The following is a 20004-nucleotide window of genomic DNA, read 5'->3' as shown; positions in this document are numbered from 1 at the left end:
ATCGGCCTGTCGCCAGCCAAACCGGCAATCCTGACCACAAGCAGCGTGGGGATAGCCATGAACGGGAATAGGACGACGGCATCATTTGCCAAACCGGGAATTGGCAAACCACACCTTGGTAAACCGCACCTTGGCAAAACCGATCGGCGTTCCGGCCAGAATGCCCGGCGTCGATTGCCGATATGGGTGGTGATTGCTGGCAACGGGGTGATGGCAACATCATTCTGGTTGCTGGGAGCCGGGGGGATGTTGGCCAAGCTGGTTTTGCTGGTCTTTTGGGTGCTGATGGTGGCGGGTTCGCTCCGCACGATCCGGCTTGGCCCCGGTTTGCTGACCGGTTTGCTGGTCCTTGCCGGATTGACCGGGCTGATCATGTTCGGGAATGGCGCAGGTGATGAAAAGATCCGCCTGATCGGCAATCTGATGATGGTGCCGGTCGGGCTTGTGGCCGGGGCGGTGATCGGGCGTGATTGTTTGCGCATCCTGATGCCCGCCATGCTGTTTTACCTGATCCTTTCAAGTTCGTTTTATCTGACCCATGAAGGGGCGCGGCTTAATCACGCCTTTTTGTTTCTGGGATTTTTTGCGCTTTGTTCTGTTTGCAATTTCGGCCATCGGCGCTGGTTGATGATGGCGACTGCGGGTGCGGTTTTTCTGTCCCAAACCCGGATTGCCGTGATTGCGATGCTGATCAATGCCATTGGCATGATCCGGTTTTCACGGGCGATGACGTGGATTGCGGGCTTGATCGGTGCCGGCATCGTGGTCGGGGGTGTGATGGCGTATCTGCCCCGTCTTGTGATGACCCATGACAGCGGGCGGCTGGCATTCTGGAAGATGTTTGCCGAAATCTGGCGTGACGGATCAGACGGCCAAAGGTGGCTGGGCTTCGGGGCCGGGTCGGTGGAAGAAATCCTGTCTCAGACCGCATCGTTCGGATCATTTGGCGCACTTCACAACGATCATTTCCGTATTCTGTTTGAAACCGGGATTGTCGGCGCGCTGCTGTGGGGGACGGGATGGGCTGTCGTGATTTTGATCGTGCGCCAGACGCGGTTGGCGGTTTGTATTTTGCTATCGGTTTTCGTCACCATGATTACGGACAACAGTCTGAATTACGGGCATTATCTGATCTGTTGTGCCATTGCGGCCGGGATCAGCGCGCAAGAAGGAAAGAATGGTGAACCGGTCCGAAATGATTGATATCCGCGATCGGGTTTTGGCCAGAATGGCGCAAGACGATTTTGCCGGTGCCGATCCGTTTGACGGGCTTGAAAGCCGCCTGTTTGCAGCAAGCGGGCTTGGCCGGTTTCGGGCATGCCGACTGATCTGGCTTCAGGCAATCAAGCGCGGACCACGCTTTTTGCGCCGGTTGGCCGATATTGCCCCGATGATCAATCCCAAGACATTGGCATTGCTGAACGGGGCAGGCGAGGGGATCAGGCTTGGTGATTTTTCAGACCGGTTGCGTTCCATGCAACAAGCCGATGGCGGGTGGGCTTATCCATTTGAATGGCAGGCGCGCGCCTTTCACGCCAAGCGACATCAAAGCAACGCAATCGTTACAAGCTTTGTCATGGACAGCATCATGGATGGCATCTGCAAGGGCGCCGTCACCCCCGATGACCCCGCCCTGATCCGGGCCGCAGATTTCATCGAACGGGATCTTTGGCGGGATGGGTATTTCGCCTATTTCGCCGATGATGATACTGAAATCCATAATGCCAGCCTTTGGGCGGCCTTTGCCCTGAACCGCATCAGGCCGGGAAATGCGAAATCGGAAAGGGCGTTGCACCGGGTTGTCGACGCCCAAGGAGCTGACGGCAGTTGGGTTTATGGCACACGCGGGCATCATGGCTTTGTTGACGGGTTTCACACCGGCTATGTGCTTGATCTTTTGGGCCGGTTTCGGGCGGCGGGTGTGGACGGCCTTGATGACGCGATTGCACGCGGATGGGCATTTTATCGCAAAGCCTGTTTTGACGATGCTGGCATCCCGCGCAGCTATGCCGGCCGGGGCGGATATCTTGATGCCCATGCGGTCGCACAGGCAATGGCAAGCCTGTGCAGGTTTGGTGATCTTGGGGGGGCAATCCATGTGGCAGAATGGGCGGTGCAGACCCTTTATGATCGCAAACGCGATGTGTTTTATGCCGGGATTGGACGGTTGGGGCGCGATAGGCGCGTTTATATGCGATGGACACAGGCCTGGATGGTCTGGGGGCTGTCAATCGTGATAGAAGCAATGAAACCCACGCAGCAAGAATGACCAATGCCGGAATTTGATCCAACCGCACCGCTTTCATTTTCCCATCCCGATCCGGACCGCCCGGCAAAGGAGGCGGCTTTGCGGGCCTTGTCCGAGGATGCCTTTCGCACCCTTTATGCAATCACGCGGGCCGAGGCCACGCGCATGAAAGCCGCCGGTGATATGGAAGCCCTTTATGGCCTGACCCGCGGGATGAAGACCCTGCAACGGATTGGCGGGGAACGCGGGATCATTCTTAAAGCAACCCGCATCGGCTTTCTGGAGGGGGCGGGGATTGAAGTGCCCGGTGATTTTGATCAGATGGGGCAAGCCGAAACCCTCAAGACGTTTGAAGGCGGAAACTAGTCCCGCGCGCTGATATTGCGGGTAGGGCGGCTTTGCGTCATAAACAGCCAGAACCCTGCTGACTGATGAAAGCCAACATGCCCGAATTTCCAGCCCTTCCGATTGACACCGTCCTGCCCGATCTGTGTGCGGCGCTGGAAACCGGGACCAATGCGGTTTTGCAGGCCCCGCCGGGCGCGGGTAAGACGACCAAGGTGCCCTTGGCGTTGCGTAATGGTGGATGGCTTGGTGATCAGAAGATCATCATGCTCGAACCCCGAAGGCTTGCCGCCCGTGCGGCTGCGCGCCGTATGGCGCAGCTTTTGGGCGAAGGTGTTGGTGAACGGGTTGGCTATCGCGTTCGGTTTGACAGCAAGGTATCGGCAAAAACCAAAATCGAGGTCGTGACCGAGGGTATTCTGGTCCGGATGATCCAGGACGACCCGGAGCTTTCAGGGATTGGTGCGATCCTGTTTGATGAATTTCACGAACGATCCCTTGATGCCGACCTTGGATTGGCACTGGCCCTGGAAACCCAGGGCGCGCTTCGTGATGATCTGCGCATCCTTGTGATGTCGGCAACCCTTGATGGCGGGCCGATGGCATCGCTTATGGGTGATTGTCCGGTAATCACGTCCGAAGGGCGCGCCTTCCCGGTCGAAACCCGGTATTTCCCACCCAAGCCCGATAAATGGGGCAATATCCGCATTGACGGGGAAATGACCGCCGCGATCAAAACCGCCCTTCGCGAGGAAAGCGGATCGATCCTTGCCTTCCTGCCCGGACAGGGGGAAATCACAAGGGTCGAGGCAGCACTTAAGGAAGCGGTCGGCAGCGATATCATCATCGCCCCGCTTTATGGCGCTATGGATGCCAAGGCACAGGATATCGCGATCCAGCCCGCACCCGATGGTAAGCGCAAGGTGGTTCTGGCAACCGCGATTGCCGAAACGTCGCTAACCATTGATGGCATTCGCGTTGTGGTCGATAGCGGGTTGCAACGCCTCCCGCGTTTTGATCCGGCATCGGGCATGACCCGCCTGATCACGGTGAAATCATCACAGGCAAGTGCCGAACAACGCCGTGGTCGTGCCGGACGTCTGGAACCGGGTATCTGTTATCGTCTGTGGGCGGAAAATGAACAACGTGCCCGTGCGCCCTTTACCGCGCCGGAAATTGCCGAGGCCGATCTGGCACCATTGACGTTGGAACTGGCGCGTTGGGGTGTCACCGATCCCAAAAGCCTGCCGTGGCTTGATGTGCCCGAAGCCGCCAAAATTGATCAGGCCCGCGATATTCTGCGCGGGTTGGAAGCGATTGATCATGAAAATCGGATTACCGCGATGGGGACGGCGATGGCGGGCATACCGGTCCATCCCAGACTGGCGCACATGATGTTGCGCGGGGCGGCATTGGGGCTCGATCAGGTTGCCTGTGCCTTGGCTGCCCTTCTTTCGGATCGGGATTTCATGCGCGGGCGCGGGGCGGATTTGCGGTTGCGGATTGACGCCATCCTGCGCGGCCATGCACCCAAAATGATCAGCGAGGCCGCCAAGCAGCTTGCGCGCAGGCTTGGCGATGTCATGCGTCAGGCCAACCTTCCAAAAGGCAAAAATACAAAGGTTGATCGCGCTGACGAGGTCGGGTTGCTTCTGGCCTTTGCCTATCCCGACCGGATTGGGGAACGGCGCAAGGGGGCCGATGCCCGTTATCGCCTGTCGGGCGGGCGCGGCGGCGTTTTGCCCAATGAAGACAGCCTTGCGAATGAAGCCTATATCGCCGTTGCCGAACTGGACGGGCAGGCACGTGAGGCCAAGATATATCTTGCTGCCCCGGTGGCGCGCGCAACCCTTGAAACCCATTTCGCCGATCAGATTTCCGAAGGCACCGAGGTTTTCTGGGACATGCAATCAGACGCGGTACAGGCCCGTTGGCAACGCCGGATCGGTGCCTTGGTGCTGGATGAAAAGGCCACCCATGACGAAGCCGATCCCGATGCGATTGCAACCGCGATGATCGAAGGCATTCGCAAGATCGGCCTGCATTGCCTGCCATGGGACAAAGCATCGGAAGGCCTGCGCCAACGGTTATCCTTCCTGCATCGGGTCGATGGCGATCATTGGCCTGATATGTCTGATGACGGGTTGATGGCATCGCTTGAAGACTGGATCGCGCCCTATTTGACCGGGATTACCAAACGCGGGCAGCTTAAACAGATCAATCTGTCCGAGGCACTACTGGCCGGGATCGACTGGAACCAGCGTCAGGAACTGGACCGTTTGGCACCCACTCATTGGCAAGTGCCGACCGGATCAAATATCCGCATTGATTATAGCGGTGAAACCCCGGCCTTGCCGGTGCGGATGCAGGAAATGTTTGGCGCGACCGAAACGCCAAAGGTCGCTGGTGGCAAGGTTGCCGTGACCTTGCATCTTCTGTCCCCGGCCCAGCGCCCGATCCAGGTCACAAGTGATCTGGTGGGCTTCTGGAACGGGTCTTATGCACAGGTCAAAGCCGAGATGAAGGGACGTTATCCCAAACATTACTGGCCCGATGACCCGCTTCAGGCGGAACCCACACGCCGGGTTAAAAGCCGGATGTAGGTTCCTGCCCGAAATCAGAGATGACGGGAAATCCAGTCCGCCGCCTTAAGCATGCGGGCATCATCGCCAAAGCGGCCAATCACCTGCAAGCCGACCGGCATGTTGTTCGGGCCAGACAGGCCCGGAACGTTGATGCAGGGCACGCCAGAGAATGTCCAGATACGGTTAAACACCGGATCACCCGTGGCGTTCAGGCCAAGCGGGGCCTCGCCCGGGGCACTCGGACAGATCAGGATGTCATAATCGCCCATGGCATCGGCAAGGGCCGTGCGGCTTTGCTTGGCCTGATCCAGTGCCTTGTCATAATCAGATGTCAAAACCTTCATCCCGGCATCAAACCGTTCGCGGAACTTTGCGCTGACCTGACCCGGGTGGTTTGAAACATCATAAAGACCGGTGAAGCTGACTTCGTAATCCATAGCCAGGCCATGGGAATTGGCAAGCGTTTCAAAGATTTCGGGCAGGGCAAAGCTGGAAAGTTTCGCACCGGCATTGCCCAATCTGGTTGCGGCATCTTCAAGAAGCGACTGTGTCGATGTCTCGGCCGCGTCCCATTGCGGTGTCTGGCAAAAACCGATGGTAGGGACGAAATCATCGCTATCCTGATGAATGGCGAGTTCGGGGCGACGCCCAAGGATAGAAGCAAGGAAACCGGCATCCTTCACCGTGCGGGTCATAACCCCGAGGTGATCCATCGATGGCGCGAGGGGACGGATGCCGGTTAGCGGCAAGAAGCCGTAACTGGGTTTATAGCCAACAACCCCGCAATAGGATGCGGGACGAATGATCGAACCGGCGGTCTGGGTGCCCAAGGCAGCCGGAACATGATAATCGGCAACGGCCGCGGCCGAGCCACTTGATGACCCGCCCGGTGTGCGGCCAAGGTCATTGGGATTGGCCGTTTTGCCAGGCTGGAAATAGGCAAATTCCGTCGAGACAGTTTTGCCAAGAACAATCCCGCCGGCATTGCGGATGGCTGCAACGCATGCGGCGTCCTGTGCCGGTTGATGGCCGTCATAGATCGATGATCCATAGCCGGTGGGCATATCGACGGTATCAATCAGGTCTTTGATCCCGAAGGGAAGACCCGAAAGCGGGCCGGTCGCAGGATTGCAGGCCCGTGCCTTGGCGCTGTCGGCGTTAATATGCATCCATGCGCCAACATCGCCTTCACGTTCGGCAATGCGGTCAAGGCAGGATGCCAAAAGCGTTTCGGGCGTCAATTGACCGTCGGAAATCGCACTGGCCGCATCCAGAAGCGACAATCTGTTTGGCTGTGACATCATTGATTGTTCCAGTTTTCGGCCAGTGTGCGGTAAATGCCAACCGCCTCTTCGATCCGCGAGACATAGCAAAACTCGTCGGTCTGATGGGCCATGGCGGCTTCGCCCGGGCCAAGAATGACGGTGGGGGCAAAGTCATAGGCACGGGTGAAAATCGACGCATCGGTGAAATAGGCCGCGGTCTTGTTGACAATGGGATCGTCATGAAGCGGTGCAACCACCTCGAACACTGACTGCATCCACGGATCTTCCGGTGACGTCCAGACCGGTTCCAGATTGACCGTCGGGGTCAAGGTCACCTCATCCCCCAGATAGGAAGCGAGCTGTTTCAAAATGACATCATTATCCTGACCGGGGATGGTGCGCACATCGATGCCGATTTCGGCCCGGTTGGGTACGGAATTGACGTTGATACCGCCATCAACCGTCCCGACATTCAGGGTCGCAGGCCCCATGACCGGATGGCGGGCAACATTGAAGTCATAGTCTTCAAGCTTGGTGATCGCACGCGATGCCTTATAGATGGCATTTACGCCAAGTTCGGGCATCGAACCATGGGCGGTAACACCATCAGTCACGGCCTTCATCCACAAGGCCCCCTTGTGCCCGACATAGGGATAATTCGATGTCGGTTCGGCGACAACGATGGCACCGGCCTTGCCAATTACATCGCCAAGGCCCGCGATATAGGCTGCACCTTCGCACCCGGTTTCCTCGCCGGCAGTAATCAAAAGAACCACACCGGGACCCTTGGCCAGATCAGAAGCAATTTCAATCACGGCGGCGACAAATGCCGCCACACCCGATTTCATGTCGCTTGATCCGCGACCATAAAGTTTGCCGTCCGCAATATCGGCACCGAATGGCGCCATCGACCATTCGGTGTGACCAAGCGGGACGGTATCAAGATGGCCGGTAAAGCAGATCGGCGGATGGGTTGCCGACCCGCCGATCCGGGCAATCAGATTGGTTCGACCCGGTGCGAAGTCATGGTAGGAAATGTCAAAACCGTTTTCGGCCAAAAGCTTGCCGACATATTCGACGCAATCCTTTTCGGGATTGACCGGATTGATGGTTTCAAACCGGATCAGTTGACGGGTCAGTTCGACCGCATCAATTTTGGTGTTGGGCACGTTGTTTCCTCTGCGTTCTTTGGGCGCTGAATTTCGAATTTGGATCAGCCGAAATAAGCCTCGTGGACTTCCTTGTTTTCCGACAGTTCCTGTGCCGTACCTTCGGCGACAACGCGCCCCTGCGACATCACATAGCCGTAATGGGCGATGGCCAGCGTCTGGTGCACATTCTGTTCAACAAGGAACACGGTGATGCCCTGATCGTTGATCCGTTTGATGATGTTGAAGTTTTCTTTGACGAACAGCGGCGACAAACCAAGGGACGGCTCATCAATCAACAGGACCTTGGGGGCCGCCATCAGGCCGCGCCCGATGGACACCATTGCCTGTTCACCACCCGACATCGTCCCGGCCAACTGATTGCGGCGTTCCTTGAGACGGGGGAAAATCCCGAACACCTGATCCATGCGATCACGCAGGACGGCTTCGGTATTTTCTTGATAGCCGCCAAGACGCAGGTTATCGACCACCGTCATTTTCGGAAATACCTTGCGGCCTTCGGGAATGCAGGCGATGCCCGCTGAGATGATCTTGTGGGTCGGAAGCCCGATCAGGCTTTGGCCGTCAATCTGGATGTCACCGGAACGCGGTGGCGTCAGGCCAAGAATGGCGCGAATGATGGTCGATTTACCCGCACCGTTTGATCCCAGCAGGCAGGTGATTTTGCCTGCTGGAACCTTAAGCGACACGCCTTCGAGAACGTCGGCGGAATCATAGGCCGCATAGATGTCTTTGACTTCAAGTGCACTTGCCGTGGCCATGATTATTCTCCCCCCAGATAGGCTTCCTGGACAAGCTTGTCCGAGGCGACGTCACGATAGGCGCCTTCACAAATTTTCTGTCCGAAGTTCAAGACAATGCATTTGTCTGTGACACGTTCGATCATGCCCATTTCATGTTCGACCAGAATGATCGAAAGACCGTCGATCATTTCGCGGACTTCAAGAATATCATCCATCAATTCGCGGGTTTCTTCGTGAGTCATGCCAGCGGATGGTTCATCAAGAAGCAACAGGCGCGGGTGACTGATCAGGGCACGGCAAATTTCAATGCGGCGACGATCAATCATGCGCAGGCTTCCGACCGGATCGAACATCTTGTCGGCCAGGGCCGGATCAAAAATCTTAAGAAGCTTGCGGGCTTCTTCGTGATTTTCCCGGATCTGTTCGCGAAGGGCCTTGCGCTTGAAAATGTTGAACAGCAATCCCTGATCAAGGCGCTTGTGATTGCCGATCATGATGTTGTCAAAAATCGACAATTCAAGGCACAGGCGCGAACGCTGAAACGTGCGGGCAACGCCAGCTTCGTAGACTTTCTGGGCAGGCCAGCTTGTGATGTCCTGTCCGAGAAATTCGATGCTGCCGCCATTGGCTTCATAGATGCCGGTCAAAACATTGAACGACGTGGTTTTACCCGATCCGTTCGGCCCGATCAGGCCCAGGATCTGGCCATTGGTAAGTTCCATGTCGAACTTGTTGAGTGCGACGACACCGCCGAAACGCCGGGTCAGTTCGCGAAAGGCCAGTACGGTTTCTTGTTGCTGGGCCATATCAACCTCTCCAGCCTGGAATATATGCACGCAAACCACGCGGAAGGATGCCCTGCGGACGGAACAGCAGGATCAGGATCATCACCACCGCATAGATCAGGAACCGGTATTCCTGAATGACCTGAAGCTTTTCAGGCAGCAGAACGACAAGACCGGCAGCAAGGATCGTGCCCCACAGGCTTCCCATCCCGCCAAGCAGAACAATCGAAACCAGAATAAGGGAGTCCGAAAATGCAAAGTTCGACGGTGCAATAAAGCCAAGCATCATGGCGTAAAGCGCGCCAGCGGTTCCGGCCAGGAAGTTGCCAAGGGTAAAGGCAACAATTTTCCAGCGTTTGATGTTGATGCCAAAACAGGCAGCAGCAGTTTCATCAAGACGCACGGCATCGAAATTCAACCCGATCCACGACCGTTCGATACGACGCATCAGAACAAATGTCAGAATGACCATGACAAGAGCCAGGATCACGTAGTTCAGATAGAATGAAAGTTCGATGTTTTCGGTGATTTCGATGTTGTTGTTGAAATCCCAACCAAACAGGTTCATGCCCGAAACGCCCAGTCCCTGCGGACCACCAAGCGTGTCATTGACTTCAAGGAAGGTGCGGAACAGAAGCCCAAAGGCAATGGTGACAACTGCCGCATAATGGCCACGTGTACGCAGAACCGGAATAATCAGCACCGATCCGACAATGGCGGCAATGACGCCCCCCAGAATGATGACCAGCAAAAGCGGAATGGATGTATCGCCAAGAACCGCGGCGGTATAACAGCCAACCCCGAAGAAGGCCGCACCGGCAAAGTTAACGACACCGGTATAGCCGAACTGCATGTTCAGCCCGCAACAGGCAATCACGTAAAGCATGACAGTCGCGATCATCAGCAACGGGAAATGGTCTTCGCGGAACCAGAAAATAACGACCAGGGTTGCGGCAATCACCGCCACATTCATCAGCCGTTCATTGCGCGAAAGCGATTGAGCGATTGACCGGGTAAAGCCGAACTTTGCACCGGCAAAGACCAGGGCAGCGGCGAATAAAATCAGTGCGAAAATCTCGGCCTGTTCTTCGATGGCGATGAATGTGATCGTGAACGCCGCCGCAGCAGCGGCCAGCAGAACAATCACGGCCTTGTCTTTAAACGATTGCGTCATTGATCAGACCCTTTCGCTTGTTTTTTCGGCGATCAGGCCGGTCGGGCGCCAGGCTATGATGGCAATGACCACTGCAAACGCGAAAACGTCTTTGTACGCACTGGCAAAGGGCAGGGCGACGGCACCAAGGGTCTGCAATCCGGCAAACAGGAAGCCGCCAAGAATGGCGCCATAAATGTTGCCAAGACCACCAACGATGGCGGCACTAAAGCCGATCACGCCAAGCAGAAGGCCCATGCCGAAGTTGATTTCATTGTAGTAAAGACCGTTCATCACCCCGGCAAAGGCGGCAACACCGGACCCCAGCGCAAAGGTTAGAAGCACGATCATCTTGAAATTGATGCCCATGCATTTGGCGGTTTCTTCATCCTGTGCCACAGCACGGATCGCCAGACCAAGACGGGTGCGATTGATCAGCACATTCACGCCAATAATGACCAGAAGTCCGCCAATCAGAAGGATCACGCTGTCCGCGCGCAATGTGAAGGATCCCAAAGACCAGGATTCCGTCGGCAACAGCGACGGGAAGTGTTTGGGGTTGGAACCGTCGGGATAAAACAGACGGATCGCTTCGCGCAGAACGGTGCCAAGCATAAGTGTCACCAGCAGCGTATTCAGCGGCGGTGCCGATTTAAGCGGAAGCACAAGATAACGTGCAATAATGGCCCCGAGAATGGCCATCGACCCGACGGCGATCACCAGAACACCGACAAGCTGAATGAACGCGTTATCGATCCCGATCGCGGTCATACCGAGATAGGTCGAAAAACCCGCAAAGGTGCCGACCATCAGGACATCACCATGAGAAAACTTGATGACATCAAGCACACCGAAAAACAGCGTGAAGCCAACAGCAACAAGGGCATACATCATGCCAAGCATCATGCCGTTAACAACAAACTGACCGAGAAGGCCCACATCCATGGCCAACCTACCTCTTTGATTTGATTAGTTGAGTTTCTTGCGAAGAAAACAGCCCGTCCTTCCCCGTCAGGAACAACCCGACAGGGAAGGGAGCGTTTCAACCGGCTTATTTGCCTGCGAGCTTGCGCTTGCCTGTTGCGTATTCGCTGTCTTCCCAGACAACCCATTTGCCGTCCTGGACGACATATTTGGTGATGGCCGCAACGGTGTTCTGACCGTGATCGTCGAACGAGATTTCGCCGACAATTGACTCATACCCATGGATGTCACCAAGGTATTTGGTCAGTTTTTTGCGGTTCGGGCCGACTTCCTCGATACCATCAAGGATCAGGTTCATCGCCGCAAATGCAAACGGTCCATAGGCTTCTTCGGACTCAGCAAAACCGGCTGCCTTGTATTTTTCGGTGAAATACTGGCCACCTGGCAGTTTGTCGACCGGTGCACCTTCGAGGAAGCTTACCACGCCTTCGGACAGGTCGGCACCGACACCGTCAATAAAGGAGTCAGACTTGATGCCCGAAACGCCCTGGAACTGTGCAGTGATGCCAAGTTTTTCCATCTGGGCACGGATGCGCACGCCAAGCGGGGTCAGACCGCCGAAATAAATGACATCCGGGTTAAGCTGCTTGGCTTTGGTCAGTTCGGCGGTAAAGTCCTGCTGATCGGCCGGAACACCGAAATCAGCAAGGATTTCGCCACCGTTCTGGGTGAGGTATTCAGAAAAATACTTGTCGTGGCCTTTGCCGTAATCGGTCGTGTCATGAATGATGACCCAGGTTTTGTAACCCTGTTCCGTCATGAACTTTGCCGCAACATCGTTCTGGTTGATCATCGTGCCGTTGACACGGTGAATTTCCTTGTAGTCATTGCCATAGGTGACATCTGGCAGAACCGCACCCCAGACCGACATTGGCAGGTTGAATTTGTGATAGATATCAACCGCGCCCATTGCGACCGCCGAACAATAATGTCCGACAAGGCCAATGATCGATCTGTCTGCGGCAATCTTGGTTGCGACCTGAACGCCAACGTTCGGTTTGCATTCGGAATCCATTGCAACCAGCTCGTACTCGTATTTGGCATTCGGGTCGGCATTGCGAAGCTGAACTGCCAGTTCTGCCGAGTTACGGCCACCCACACCCACTGCGGAAACACCGCCGGTCAGCGGGCCGATAAAGGCAACTTTTACCTTGTCTTTGGCGTCGGCGAAATGCGCGCCAGCGGTCAGCGCCATCGAGAATGCAATCGCAGAAACAGCCGATTTGCTTAGAAATTTCATAAAGATAAGCCCCCTGTTGGCTTTTTTGAAAACAGCCCGGAAAGACCCTTTGAAAAGGGTTCCGAGGTTTCGCCAGCCACATCGATGCGAGAGTTATGTTTCTTCCCGAACCTGGGTCATTTTGACCTGGCCACCTTGTGTGCGGTGGGTTTGCGAGTTAGCCAGCAGGGGGCATACTGACCAAGTCTTTCCTATTGGTCAAGTCACTTGCCTAATACGCAAGTAATTTTACTTAGGCCTGAAAAATCAGAAGGTCGGCGGGGTGTTGACCCAGAGAACCCGGGTTTCCTTATCCGTCGGATTGCGATAGCCATGTGGCATTCTGGACGGGAAGAAGAATGAGTCGCCCGGCATCAGATGGTATTCGACGCCATCGACATTCAGATCAAGTTCACCTTCGAGCACATAGCCAAGTTCTTCGCCTTCGTGAACGATGGTGCCCGAACTGCCGCCACCGGCGCGGACAATATGGATTGTGCCAAACAACAGATGCCCCGATGACGGGGAAACCAGCGTTTCAAGGCTGACACCTTCGCCCGGACGGATGTTGCTGGTATGCAGCACCTGTCTTGTTCCCGCACGCGAAACGATGCTGTCACTGGCTTCGCTGAACAGGGCGCTGATGGATGTTTCCAGTACCGCGACAATGCGATGCAACAGTTGCAGTGACGGTTTGACCTTGTCGTTTTCAAGTTTTGACAGGAAGCCTTCGGAGCATTCGACCTGATCGGCAAGATCGCACAGTCTCATTCCTTTGAGCTTGCGTGCATGGCGCAGTTTCATGCCAATCGGGAACGTAGAATCACTCATTTTCAATTTCCGGCCGTTTTCTTGAATGTCGATAAAGTTCGTCAGAAATCACGTATTTCGGGGGAAGCAATCCATCTTCAATCCGCCGCGTTTTACGACCCAATCATGGGCGCGAATTGATTGATTGCGCAAGACTTCTCAGCACAAATTGTTTCGTCCTGTCCGCCAAAGTAACGATTTGACGTCCATTCATGACGCCTTTTTCTGACAAAAGATATGCAACTTTTGCCAGAAAAAGATGCCGGGAAAAGCGGCCTGAAAAAGCTGCCAGAAAAGCTAGAGGCTGAACATGGGCCTGCATGTGCCGATTGCGGGCAATTGATGCAGGAATTCTTGCCGGTCAGGCAGGATAGCGGATATCGAGGATTTCGAGTTCGTCCTCGCCAGCCGGGGTGCGGACCGTTACGACATCGCCGACACCCGATTTCATCAGGGCGCGGGCGACCGGGGAAATCCAGCTGATCTTGCCATTCAGGCTGTCGGCCTCGTCCTCGCCGACGATGCGGATGGTTTTTTCCTCGTCACGGGAATTGACGTAAGTCACCGTCGCGCCAAAGAAAATACGGGAATGATCGGGCTGTTCTTCGGGGCGGACAACCACCGCATCCTCGATCCGTTTGCGCAAATAGCGCACCCGGCGGTCAATTTCGCGCAGGCGCTTTTTGCCATAGATGTAATCGCCATTTTCCGAACGATCGCCATTGCCCGCCGCCCAATGCACAACGGCAACCACTTCGGGCCGTTCCTTTTTCCAAAGGTGGTCGAGTTCGGATTTAAGGGCGTCGAGGCCCTCGGGCGTGATGTAAATCGGTCTGTCCATGACCGGCTTTTACCCCAAAGAACCTGACACGAAAAGACCGTAAAAAAGGGGCGACCTGCCAAAACAGATCGCCCCGGTTTTCAGATATTCGGACAGCGATCAGGCCGCTTTGGCCGTGCTGCGCAATTCCTTGTCATCAATCGGCATATGGACAAGGGCCGCAAAGATGCCAAGCGCAACCGATGCCCACCAGACCGCATCGAAATTGCCGGTCAGGTCATAGACAATCCCGCCCATCCACGCGCCAAAGAACGCCCCGATCTGATGGGACAGCATGACGATGCCAAACAGGGTCGCCATATAGCGCGGGCCGAAAACCTGTGCGATCAGGCCACTGGTCAGCGGCACGGTCGAAAGCCACAATGCCCCCATCGATGCCGAAAACAGCAAGATGGTTTCAGATGTTTTGGGCGCAAAGATAAAGGCGACAATCACAAGGGCCCGCATGCCGTAAATCACCGACAGGCCATTTTTCTTGCGCCATTTGCCACCGGCCCAACCGGCCGTCAGGGTGCCAAAGATGTTAAACAGCCCGACCAGTGCCAGACCTTCGGCGGCGACAGAACGCGGCAAGCCGCACAGTTCGGTAAAGGTCGGAAGGTGGGTGGCGATCACGGCAATATGGAAACCGCAGACAAAGAACCCGGCATTCAAAAGCAGGAAGCCGCGATGTTTGCGGGCCTCATGAAAAGCCGCGGCCAATCCTTGCGGGCCAAGATCGGGGGCCGCGGTCGGGCTGTTGCCTTCGGCCTTGCCGGTCAGCGCAAAGGCGACCGGAACGATCAGCATTGAAATCGCGGCAAGAATGGCAAGGGTCGTGACATAGCCAAGCGATCCGTTAAGCGCCTGTGCAGTTGGGGCCATGATGAACTGGCCAACCGAACCACCGGCCGATGCCAGGCCAAGGGCGAAGCTTCGGCGTTCCGGGCTGAATACCCGGCTGATGGCAGCAAGGATCACCGGGAAACTGGTGGCACCAACCCCGGTCCCGATCAGGAAGCCCGCGGTCAGGTGCAATTCGCCGGGCGATGATGACGTGCCCATCATATAAAGGCCAAGACCATATAACACTGATCCGCCAATCAGGGTACGCGTGGTGCCGAACCGGTCGGCCAGCGCCCCGGCGATCGGGGCCGAAATCCCCCACATCAGGTTCTGGATGGCAAAGGCCAGACCAAAGGTGGCAGCATTCCAGCCGGTATCATTGAGCATGTCGGGAATGAACAGGCCAAGCGACTGTCGCACGCCAAGGTTCAGCGACAGAACAAGGCAGCCGCAAAGCAGAACCAGCCACGGGAACCATTTGGTCGCGCGCATGATGGTCATGCGTCCCGGACTGTTTTGCGGGCTTTGGGTGGGGCTCATCAGGTGTCCTCCGAAAGGCAGATTGCAAGTTGGTGGCGATTGTGGCGGCGGATCGTCAATGCGTCCAATTCATTCGGTTCATAATGCTGATAACATTCGTGCATGATCGAGGTTGGACATCTCGCCGGCCCGAATGACGATTTCACCAACCTTGTCGATAATGTCGTTAAGATCCCCGCTGGAGGCCCGCCTAATCAGCGTGATTGCCATGCCCCAGTTCATGCCGGGAATGTCAAGAATGCGGATGCGGTCATGGGCGGGACTGTGCATGCAAAAACGCCGTGCCATGATGCCATAACCGGCCCCGGCGGCGACCATTTCGATTTGCAGTTCAAGTGCCGATACTTCCAGAACGGAATTGAATTCGACCCCGTTCTTGTGGGCCCAGGCATTCCCAAGGGCGCGAAAAGTGCAACCTTCGGGCATCAGCACCATCGGGTGTCTGGCAAGTTCGGCGATGGTGGTCGGGTGCTGACGCGCCGATTTCGGGCCGATGGCAACGATATGATCATCAAGCAGGGTTTCCGGCAGCAAGCTTGCCGGAAGGTCGCGGCTTTGAACACCGCCGACAATGCCGTGCGGCCCATCAAGCGACAGCATGGCATCGATTTCACCCCGGCGCAAAAGCGGCAGAAGTTCGGCTGACCAGCCGCTTTTGATCGTCAGCGACATGTCGGGGAATGCCTGATGAAGATCGCGCAATTCGCGGGCGGCAAGCAGCGGGGCGGCACCGTGACTGACGCCCAGGCGGAACGGACCATGACAGCGCGCCATGCCGGTAACGGAATCACTGAACCCGTCGAGCCTGCGCAACAGATCGCGCGCCTCGGTCAGGGCACGATGACCGGCCGGGGTGGGTTGCAGCGGCTTGGTCGAACGGTCAAACAGCGATGTGCCGATGCGTTCTTCAAGGCGTTGAATACGCCGGGTCACCGCAGGCTGGGTCAGGCCCAGCCGGTTTGCCGCCCCGTGAAAGGATTGGGCATCGGCAACAGCAATCAATGCTTCGAGTTCGCGGGTATCCATGATCCATATCCACAGCTGCCAAGGGTCGCGACAGTGTCATGGATTTTTTATCGCGATGCAATCAATCTATTGGTTCGAAATGATTGATGCATTTCATGCATGTTATGCAGGGTCGGCATTGGGAATTTTGGCCTTATAGGCCGATGCGGCGGCAGTATAACCGCCTTCGCCGCCATCCAGAAAATGGAAATGGGCATCATTGGTGATGGACGGCACGATACAGGTCATGATTGCAGTGCGCTGACGATGAAGGCCAAAGCGGATATCACCGCGATCTTCGGCAGCCCGCAAAAAGGCATCGATTTCTTCGCTACGCTGTACCGTGCAATTGACGGTCATCCAAAGACCATCCCCGAACTTGCGAAAATCGGTGTTGTAGCCGGTAAAATCGCGATAGCGTTTGGGGTCAAAATCCCCCAGTTTCCAGCCGGTTTTCATCAGAACCAGCGCAATCAGCGAAATATAAAGTGCCTTGAGCCAGGCCTTGATATAGCCGCCTTCCTTATGCTGGGTCGCCAGGGCTTCGAGTTTCAGGCCCTTGGGAGGAAAGGAAAAGTCGGGACCACGCGCCGGGATCGGGCTGCTTTTGCGCGGGCTGTCATCGAGAATGTCAAAAAGACCCGTGACAACATGATCAAACCGGGCGCGGTCATCGGCGGGATGAACAATGATCGACAGGATATGGTCGCTGCCGGTTGCGCGGATCGGTGACCAGCGACAGGACAGACCCGACAGATCGGGCCGTGTGCCCGCCGGGGCTGGCGGGATCATGTTATGGCCTGATTTCATCTGGTCTTCGGCCCATCTGAGGCCGCGACCATTGAACATGGCATAGGATACCGGCGGTGAAACGGCAAAGCGTGCCACCCGCACATCGCGGCCGGTCGCGCGGATATCGGCAATCGGCACAAGCGCGATGCGCAACTCAAAGCCAAGGGTTTCACGCGCCCATGTTGCGGTTGCCGCCATTGCGTCACGGACCGCATCAATGCGGTCGGGCGCACAGGCAAAACTTGCGCCATCGCCGCCAAACATGAACGGATAATCGGAATGGCCCAGGGCATTGCCAACCGCACAGATCACCGATGCCCCGACCATATTGACATCCTTGAACCGGCCCGCGGCAATGGCCCCGGTCGATCCGACTATATCGGATGTGCCAACCCACCAGTCATCGGGAATGGACCGATAGACAGACCCGTCAAGAACCTTGGCAAAGTCGTCAAAGACGGGAATGTCGAGATAAGGGTTGGCGTTGGGGCTGGTCACGTCTTTCTCGCAAACTCGGTGGCGGGGCGCGATCAATCAGGGCACAGCCAAAAGATCGCGCGATACGAAGCCCGTCCTTAATAATGGGGCGGCGGGGCGTCGTCTTCGGGGGCTGTACGCAGAAAATCGATCATGCGCTTAATATCAGAAGACATCAGTTTGTTCTGACGTTCGAGAAGATCGATGCGGTCCCACTGGGATTTGATCATGTCAGAAAGGTCGCTTACCACGGAATCCATGTGGGCGAGCTGGGTTTCAAGTTCGGTGATGCGGTTTTCCGTATCGTCGTTATGCATGCTTGTATCTTCTGGATTTGGATGCCGCCATATGGCAGGACTGTGATTGAACCTGGGTCGGAACCTATGGCGGACAGTAACATATTTCGCGGATATATGACGGATTTATCGGTACTTGTTTTTGTTGTGATCATTCTGGCGCTGATTGCGATCTATTCGGTTCGCCTGCAATCGGTGCCGATGCCGACTTTGCGTTCTGCGGCTGATGAAATTATCGCCTATATCCCCGCAGATATCCGGTCGGTGACCGATTTCGGATCGGGCTGGGGGGATCTGGCGATCGCGATTGCGCGGGCCCGTCCCGATATTTCGGTCACCGGGATTGAACTTTCGCCCGTTCCCTATGCGATCAGCCGGATGCGCGCGGTTCTGGCGGGCAAGCCGAACCTGCGTTTTATCCGTGGCGATTTTCGCAAACTTGATCGTGATCCCGGGGATGTTGTGGTGTGTTTTATTGATCCGCGTGTGATGAGCGATGTCGCCGATGTCTGTTCGCAGCGCCTGCGTGACGGGGCGATTGTCATATCGCGCGGCTTTGCCATTCCCGGATGGCAGGCGTTTGGCGAAGTGCCGATGAAAACCAGCACCGATCGCCTTTACCTGTATCGGTTCGGCAAACATAAACCGGCCTGATTATCGTTGGGGAAAATCGTGCGACAGCCTAGTCGTGCTGTGGAACAGCCGACGGGGTCGGGGCGCAGCAATCGGCATGTTTGCCATGCAGCTGTACCGGCGGGCAGGGGACGGTGCCGTATGAGCAATACACACAGCAATCCCCCGGAAGCGGGCGCAAAACCGCACCGCATCCCGTGCAGTCATAGAAATACTGGCAGGCGTCGGTCGGCATGGTTTCGGTACTGACATGACCGCATTCCGGACAGGTCAGTACCGATGTCAGTTCGATGCGGTTTTCGTCAGTCTTCTTCATAGACTTTGATCAGGGCCGAATGATCCAGGTCACCGTCCCCCATGGCGATGACTTCGTCATACAGTTCCATCACCAGACGGGTGATCGGCAATTCAAGGCCAAGCTCGCCTTCGGAGAAATCAAGCGCCTGATACAGGTCTTTGCGCTGGGTAACGACCTTGCCGCCCGGTTCGAAATTGCGTTCGATCATGCGTTCGCCATGTTTCTGCAAGATCGCAGAATCAGCAAAGCCCCCGGTCAATGCCGAGCGCAGCTTGCCAAGATCGACACCGGCTTCATCAGCCATGGAAAAGGCTTCGGCAACAGCGCCGATGGTAATGCCGACAATCATCTGGTTGGCGGCCTTGGCGATCTGACCCGATGTGACATCGCCAACATGGGTCACGCGGGCGCCCAGAACTTCAAAGACGCGGTGGGCGCGTTCGAAATCTTCGGGATCAGCACCGACCATGATCGACAATGTGCCGTTTTCCGCACCATGGGTTCCGCCCGATACCGGGGCGTCGATCCATTTGCCACCGGCATCTTCGACCGCATCGGCAAACCGGCGTGTCGCATCAACTGCCGTGGTGCCCATATCGATGACGATTGTGCCTTCTTCCATGCCGTCAATGACCCCGTCTTCGCCCAGAAGGACGTTTTCAAGGGCCGGGGTGTTGGCAACACAGATGATGACGATATCGGCATCGGACACGGCATCGGCCGGTGTGCCGGCCGTTGCAATACCAAGATCTTCAAAGGCATTGAGCGTTTCGGGATTGCGGGTATTGACCGTCAGGTGGGCACCCGCCTTTTCAAGGTTCAGCGCCATCGGGCGCCCCATCAGTCCAAGTCCGATAAAGGCAATCTTTTCCCCGGAAAGAGCAGTCATGACAGCAGTCCCTTTTTGGCGGTGGGCGAAAACAGTTACGTCGATACGCAACCGCACCTGCGCCTGACGGGCACATGTGCGGCAAAACATGTTGGCAAGGCC

20 protein-coding genes are annotated in these 20004 nt (G+C 56.2%); 5 read left to right on the top strand and 15 right to left on the bottom strand.

Translation table 11 applies throughout. From position 1 onward, the window contains the following. The first annotated feature begins 57 nt into the window (after window positions 1-57). From CU041_RS14730 to hrpB, 4 genes are all read left to right on the top strand, one after another. Window positions 58-1203 (top strand): O-antigen ligase family protein, encoded by a 1146-nt coding sequence (locus CU041_RS14730; RefSeq protein WP_170310250.1) that lies wholly within the window; start codon window positions 58-60, stop codon window positions 1201-1203. Then, window positions 1181-2269: a terpene cyclase/mutase family protein gene (locus CU041_RS14725; RefSeq protein ID WP_170310234.1), complete on the top strand. Its 1089-nt coding sequence runs from the start codon at window positions 1181-1183 to the stop codon at window positions 2267-2269. Before CU041_RS14730 ends, CU041_RS14725 begins: the two co-directional genes overlap by 23 nt. A gap of 3 nt (window positions 2270-2272) precedes the next feature. Beyond that, on the top strand, window positions 2273-2614 hold the full coding sequence (locus tag CU041_RS20820; RefSeq protein ID WP_212733809.1) for a hypothetical protein: 342 nt from the start codon (window positions 2273-2275) through the stop codon (window positions 2612-2614). A 77-nt stretch (window positions 2615-2691) separates the two neighbouring features. Continuing rightward, the gene (gene hrpB / locus CU041_RS14720; RefSeq protein ID WP_101247600.1) at window positions 2692-5196 is read left to right on the top strand and encodes an ATP-dependent helicase HrpB; all 2505 of its coding nucleotides are present in this window, start codon (window positions 2692-2694) and stop codon (window positions 5194-5196) included. A gap of 14 nt (window positions 5197-5210) precedes the next feature. On the opposite strand, the gene CU041_RS14715 is transcribed toward hrpB, so the two are convergent. From CU041_RS14715 to CU041_RS14655, 13 genes are all read right to left on the bottom strand, one after another. Continuing rightward, a complete protein-coding gene (locus CU041_RS14715; RefSeq protein WP_101247487.1) occupies window positions 5211-6482 on the bottom strand; it encodes an amidase in 1272 nt (423 codons plus the stop codon). After that, a complete protein-coding gene (locus CU041_RS14710; protein WP_212733808.1) occupies window positions 6479-7612 on the bottom strand; it encodes a M20 family metallopeptidase in 1134 nt (377 codons plus the stop codon). Before CU041_RS14710 ends, CU041_RS14715 begins: the two co-directional genes overlap by 4 nt. 44 nt (window positions 7613-7656) lie before the next feature. Further along, window positions 7657-8373 (bottom strand): ABC transporter ATP-binding protein, encoded by a 717-nt coding sequence (locus CU041_RS14705; protein WP_101247486.1) that lies wholly within the window; start codon window positions 8371-8373, stop codon window positions 7657-7659. 2 nt (window positions 8374-8375) lie between these two features. Further along, entirely contained in the window at window positions 8376-9161 is a 786-nt protein-coding gene (locus CU041_RS14700; protein WP_068517566.1) for an ABC transporter ATP-binding protein, read from the bottom strand. Window position 9162: 1 nt separating this feature from the next. Next, window positions 9163-10314 (bottom strand): branched-chain amino acid ABC transporter permease, encoded by a 1152-nt coding sequence (locus CU041_RS14695; protein WP_101247485.1) that lies wholly within the window; start codon window positions 10312-10314, stop codon window positions 9163-9165. 3 nt (window positions 10315-10317) lie between these two features. Next, window positions 10318-11238 (bottom strand): branched-chain amino acid ABC transporter permease, encoded by a 921-nt coding sequence (locus CU041_RS14690; RefSeq protein WP_068517571.1) that lies wholly within the window; start codon window positions 11236-11238, stop codon window positions 10318-10320. A gap of 106 nt (window positions 11239-11344) precedes the next feature. Beyond that, window positions 11345-12517, bottom strand: a complete 1173-nt coding sequence (locus tag CU041_RS14685) for a branched-chain amino acid ABC transporter substrate-binding protein (protein WP_068517573.1) — start codon at window positions 12515-12517, stop codon at window positions 11345-11347. A gap of 246 nt (window positions 12518-12763) precedes the next feature. Next, window positions 12764-13327 (bottom strand): cupin domain-containing protein, encoded by a 564-nt coding sequence (locus CU041_RS14680; RefSeq protein ID WP_197460770.1) that lies wholly within the window; start codon window positions 13325-13327, stop codon window positions 12764-12766. A 340-nt stretch (window positions 13328-13667) separates the two neighbouring features. Next, on the bottom strand, window positions 13668-14147 hold the full coding sequence (gene greB / locus CU041_RS14675) for a transcription elongation factor GreB (RefSeq protein ID WP_068517575.1): 480 nt from the start codon (window positions 14145-14147) through the stop codon (window positions 13668-13670). A 99-nt stretch (window positions 14148-14246) separates the two neighbouring features. Then, window positions 14247-15512, bottom strand: coding sequence for an MFS transporter (locus CU041_RS14670; RefSeq protein ID WP_233433121.1), 1266 nt, complete (start codon window positions 15510-15512; stop codon window positions 14247-14249). Between the two features lie 78 nt (window positions 15513-15590). After that, window positions 15591-16538 (bottom strand): LysR family transcriptional regulator, encoded by a 948-nt coding sequence (locus CU041_RS14665; protein ID WP_101247484.1) that lies wholly within the window; start codon window positions 16536-16538, stop codon window positions 15591-15593. A gap of 102 nt (window positions 16539-16640) precedes the next feature. Beyond that, the gene (locus CU041_RS14660; RefSeq protein WP_101247483.1) at window positions 16641-17807 is read right to left on the bottom strand and encodes a DUF3095 domain-containing protein; all 1167 of its coding nucleotides are present in this window, start codon (window positions 17805-17807) and stop codon (window positions 16641-16643) included. A 77-nt stretch (window positions 17808-17884) separates the two neighbouring features. Next, complete coding sequence (locus CU041_RS14655) at window positions 17885-18103, bottom strand: SlyX family protein (RefSeq protein WP_068517582.1); 219 nt, start codon at window positions 18101-18103, stop codon at window positions 17885-17887. A gap of 96 nt (window positions 18104-18199) precedes the next feature. Here CU041_RS14655 and CU041_RS14650 point away from each other — a divergent pair, with 96 nt between their 5' ends. Further along, on the top strand, window positions 18200-18736 hold the full coding sequence (locus CU041_RS14650) for an SAM-dependent methyltransferase (protein ID WP_101247482.1): 537 nt from the start codon (window positions 18200-18202) through the stop codon (window positions 18734-18736). A gap of 28 nt (window positions 18737-18764) precedes the next feature. On the opposite strand, the gene CU041_RS14645 is transcribed toward CU041_RS14650, so the two are convergent. Further along, window positions 18765-19031: a GDCCVxC domain-containing (seleno)protein gene (locus CU041_RS14645; RefSeq protein ID WP_101247481.1), complete on the bottom strand. Its 267-nt coding sequence runs from the start codon at window positions 19029-19031 to the stop codon at window positions 18765-18767. After that, the gene (locus CU041_RS14640; RefSeq protein ID WP_101247480.1) at window positions 19018-19992 is read right to left on the bottom strand and encodes an NAD(P)-dependent oxidoreductase; all 975 of its coding nucleotides are present in this window, start codon (window positions 19990-19992) and stop codon (window positions 19018-19020) included. Before CU041_RS14640 ends, CU041_RS14645 begins: the two co-directional genes overlap by 14 nt. Between the last annotated feature and the right edge of the window lie 12 nt (window positions 19993-20004).

This window comes from Thalassospira povalilytica (genome assembly GCF_002844235.1).
In the GTDB taxonomy this organism is placed as follows: domain Bacteria; phylum Pseudomonadota; class Alphaproteobacteria; order Rhodospirillales; family Thalassospiraceae; genus Thalassospira; species Thalassospira povalilytica.
This window is presented reverse-complemented; position numbering and strand designations above follow the sequence as displayed.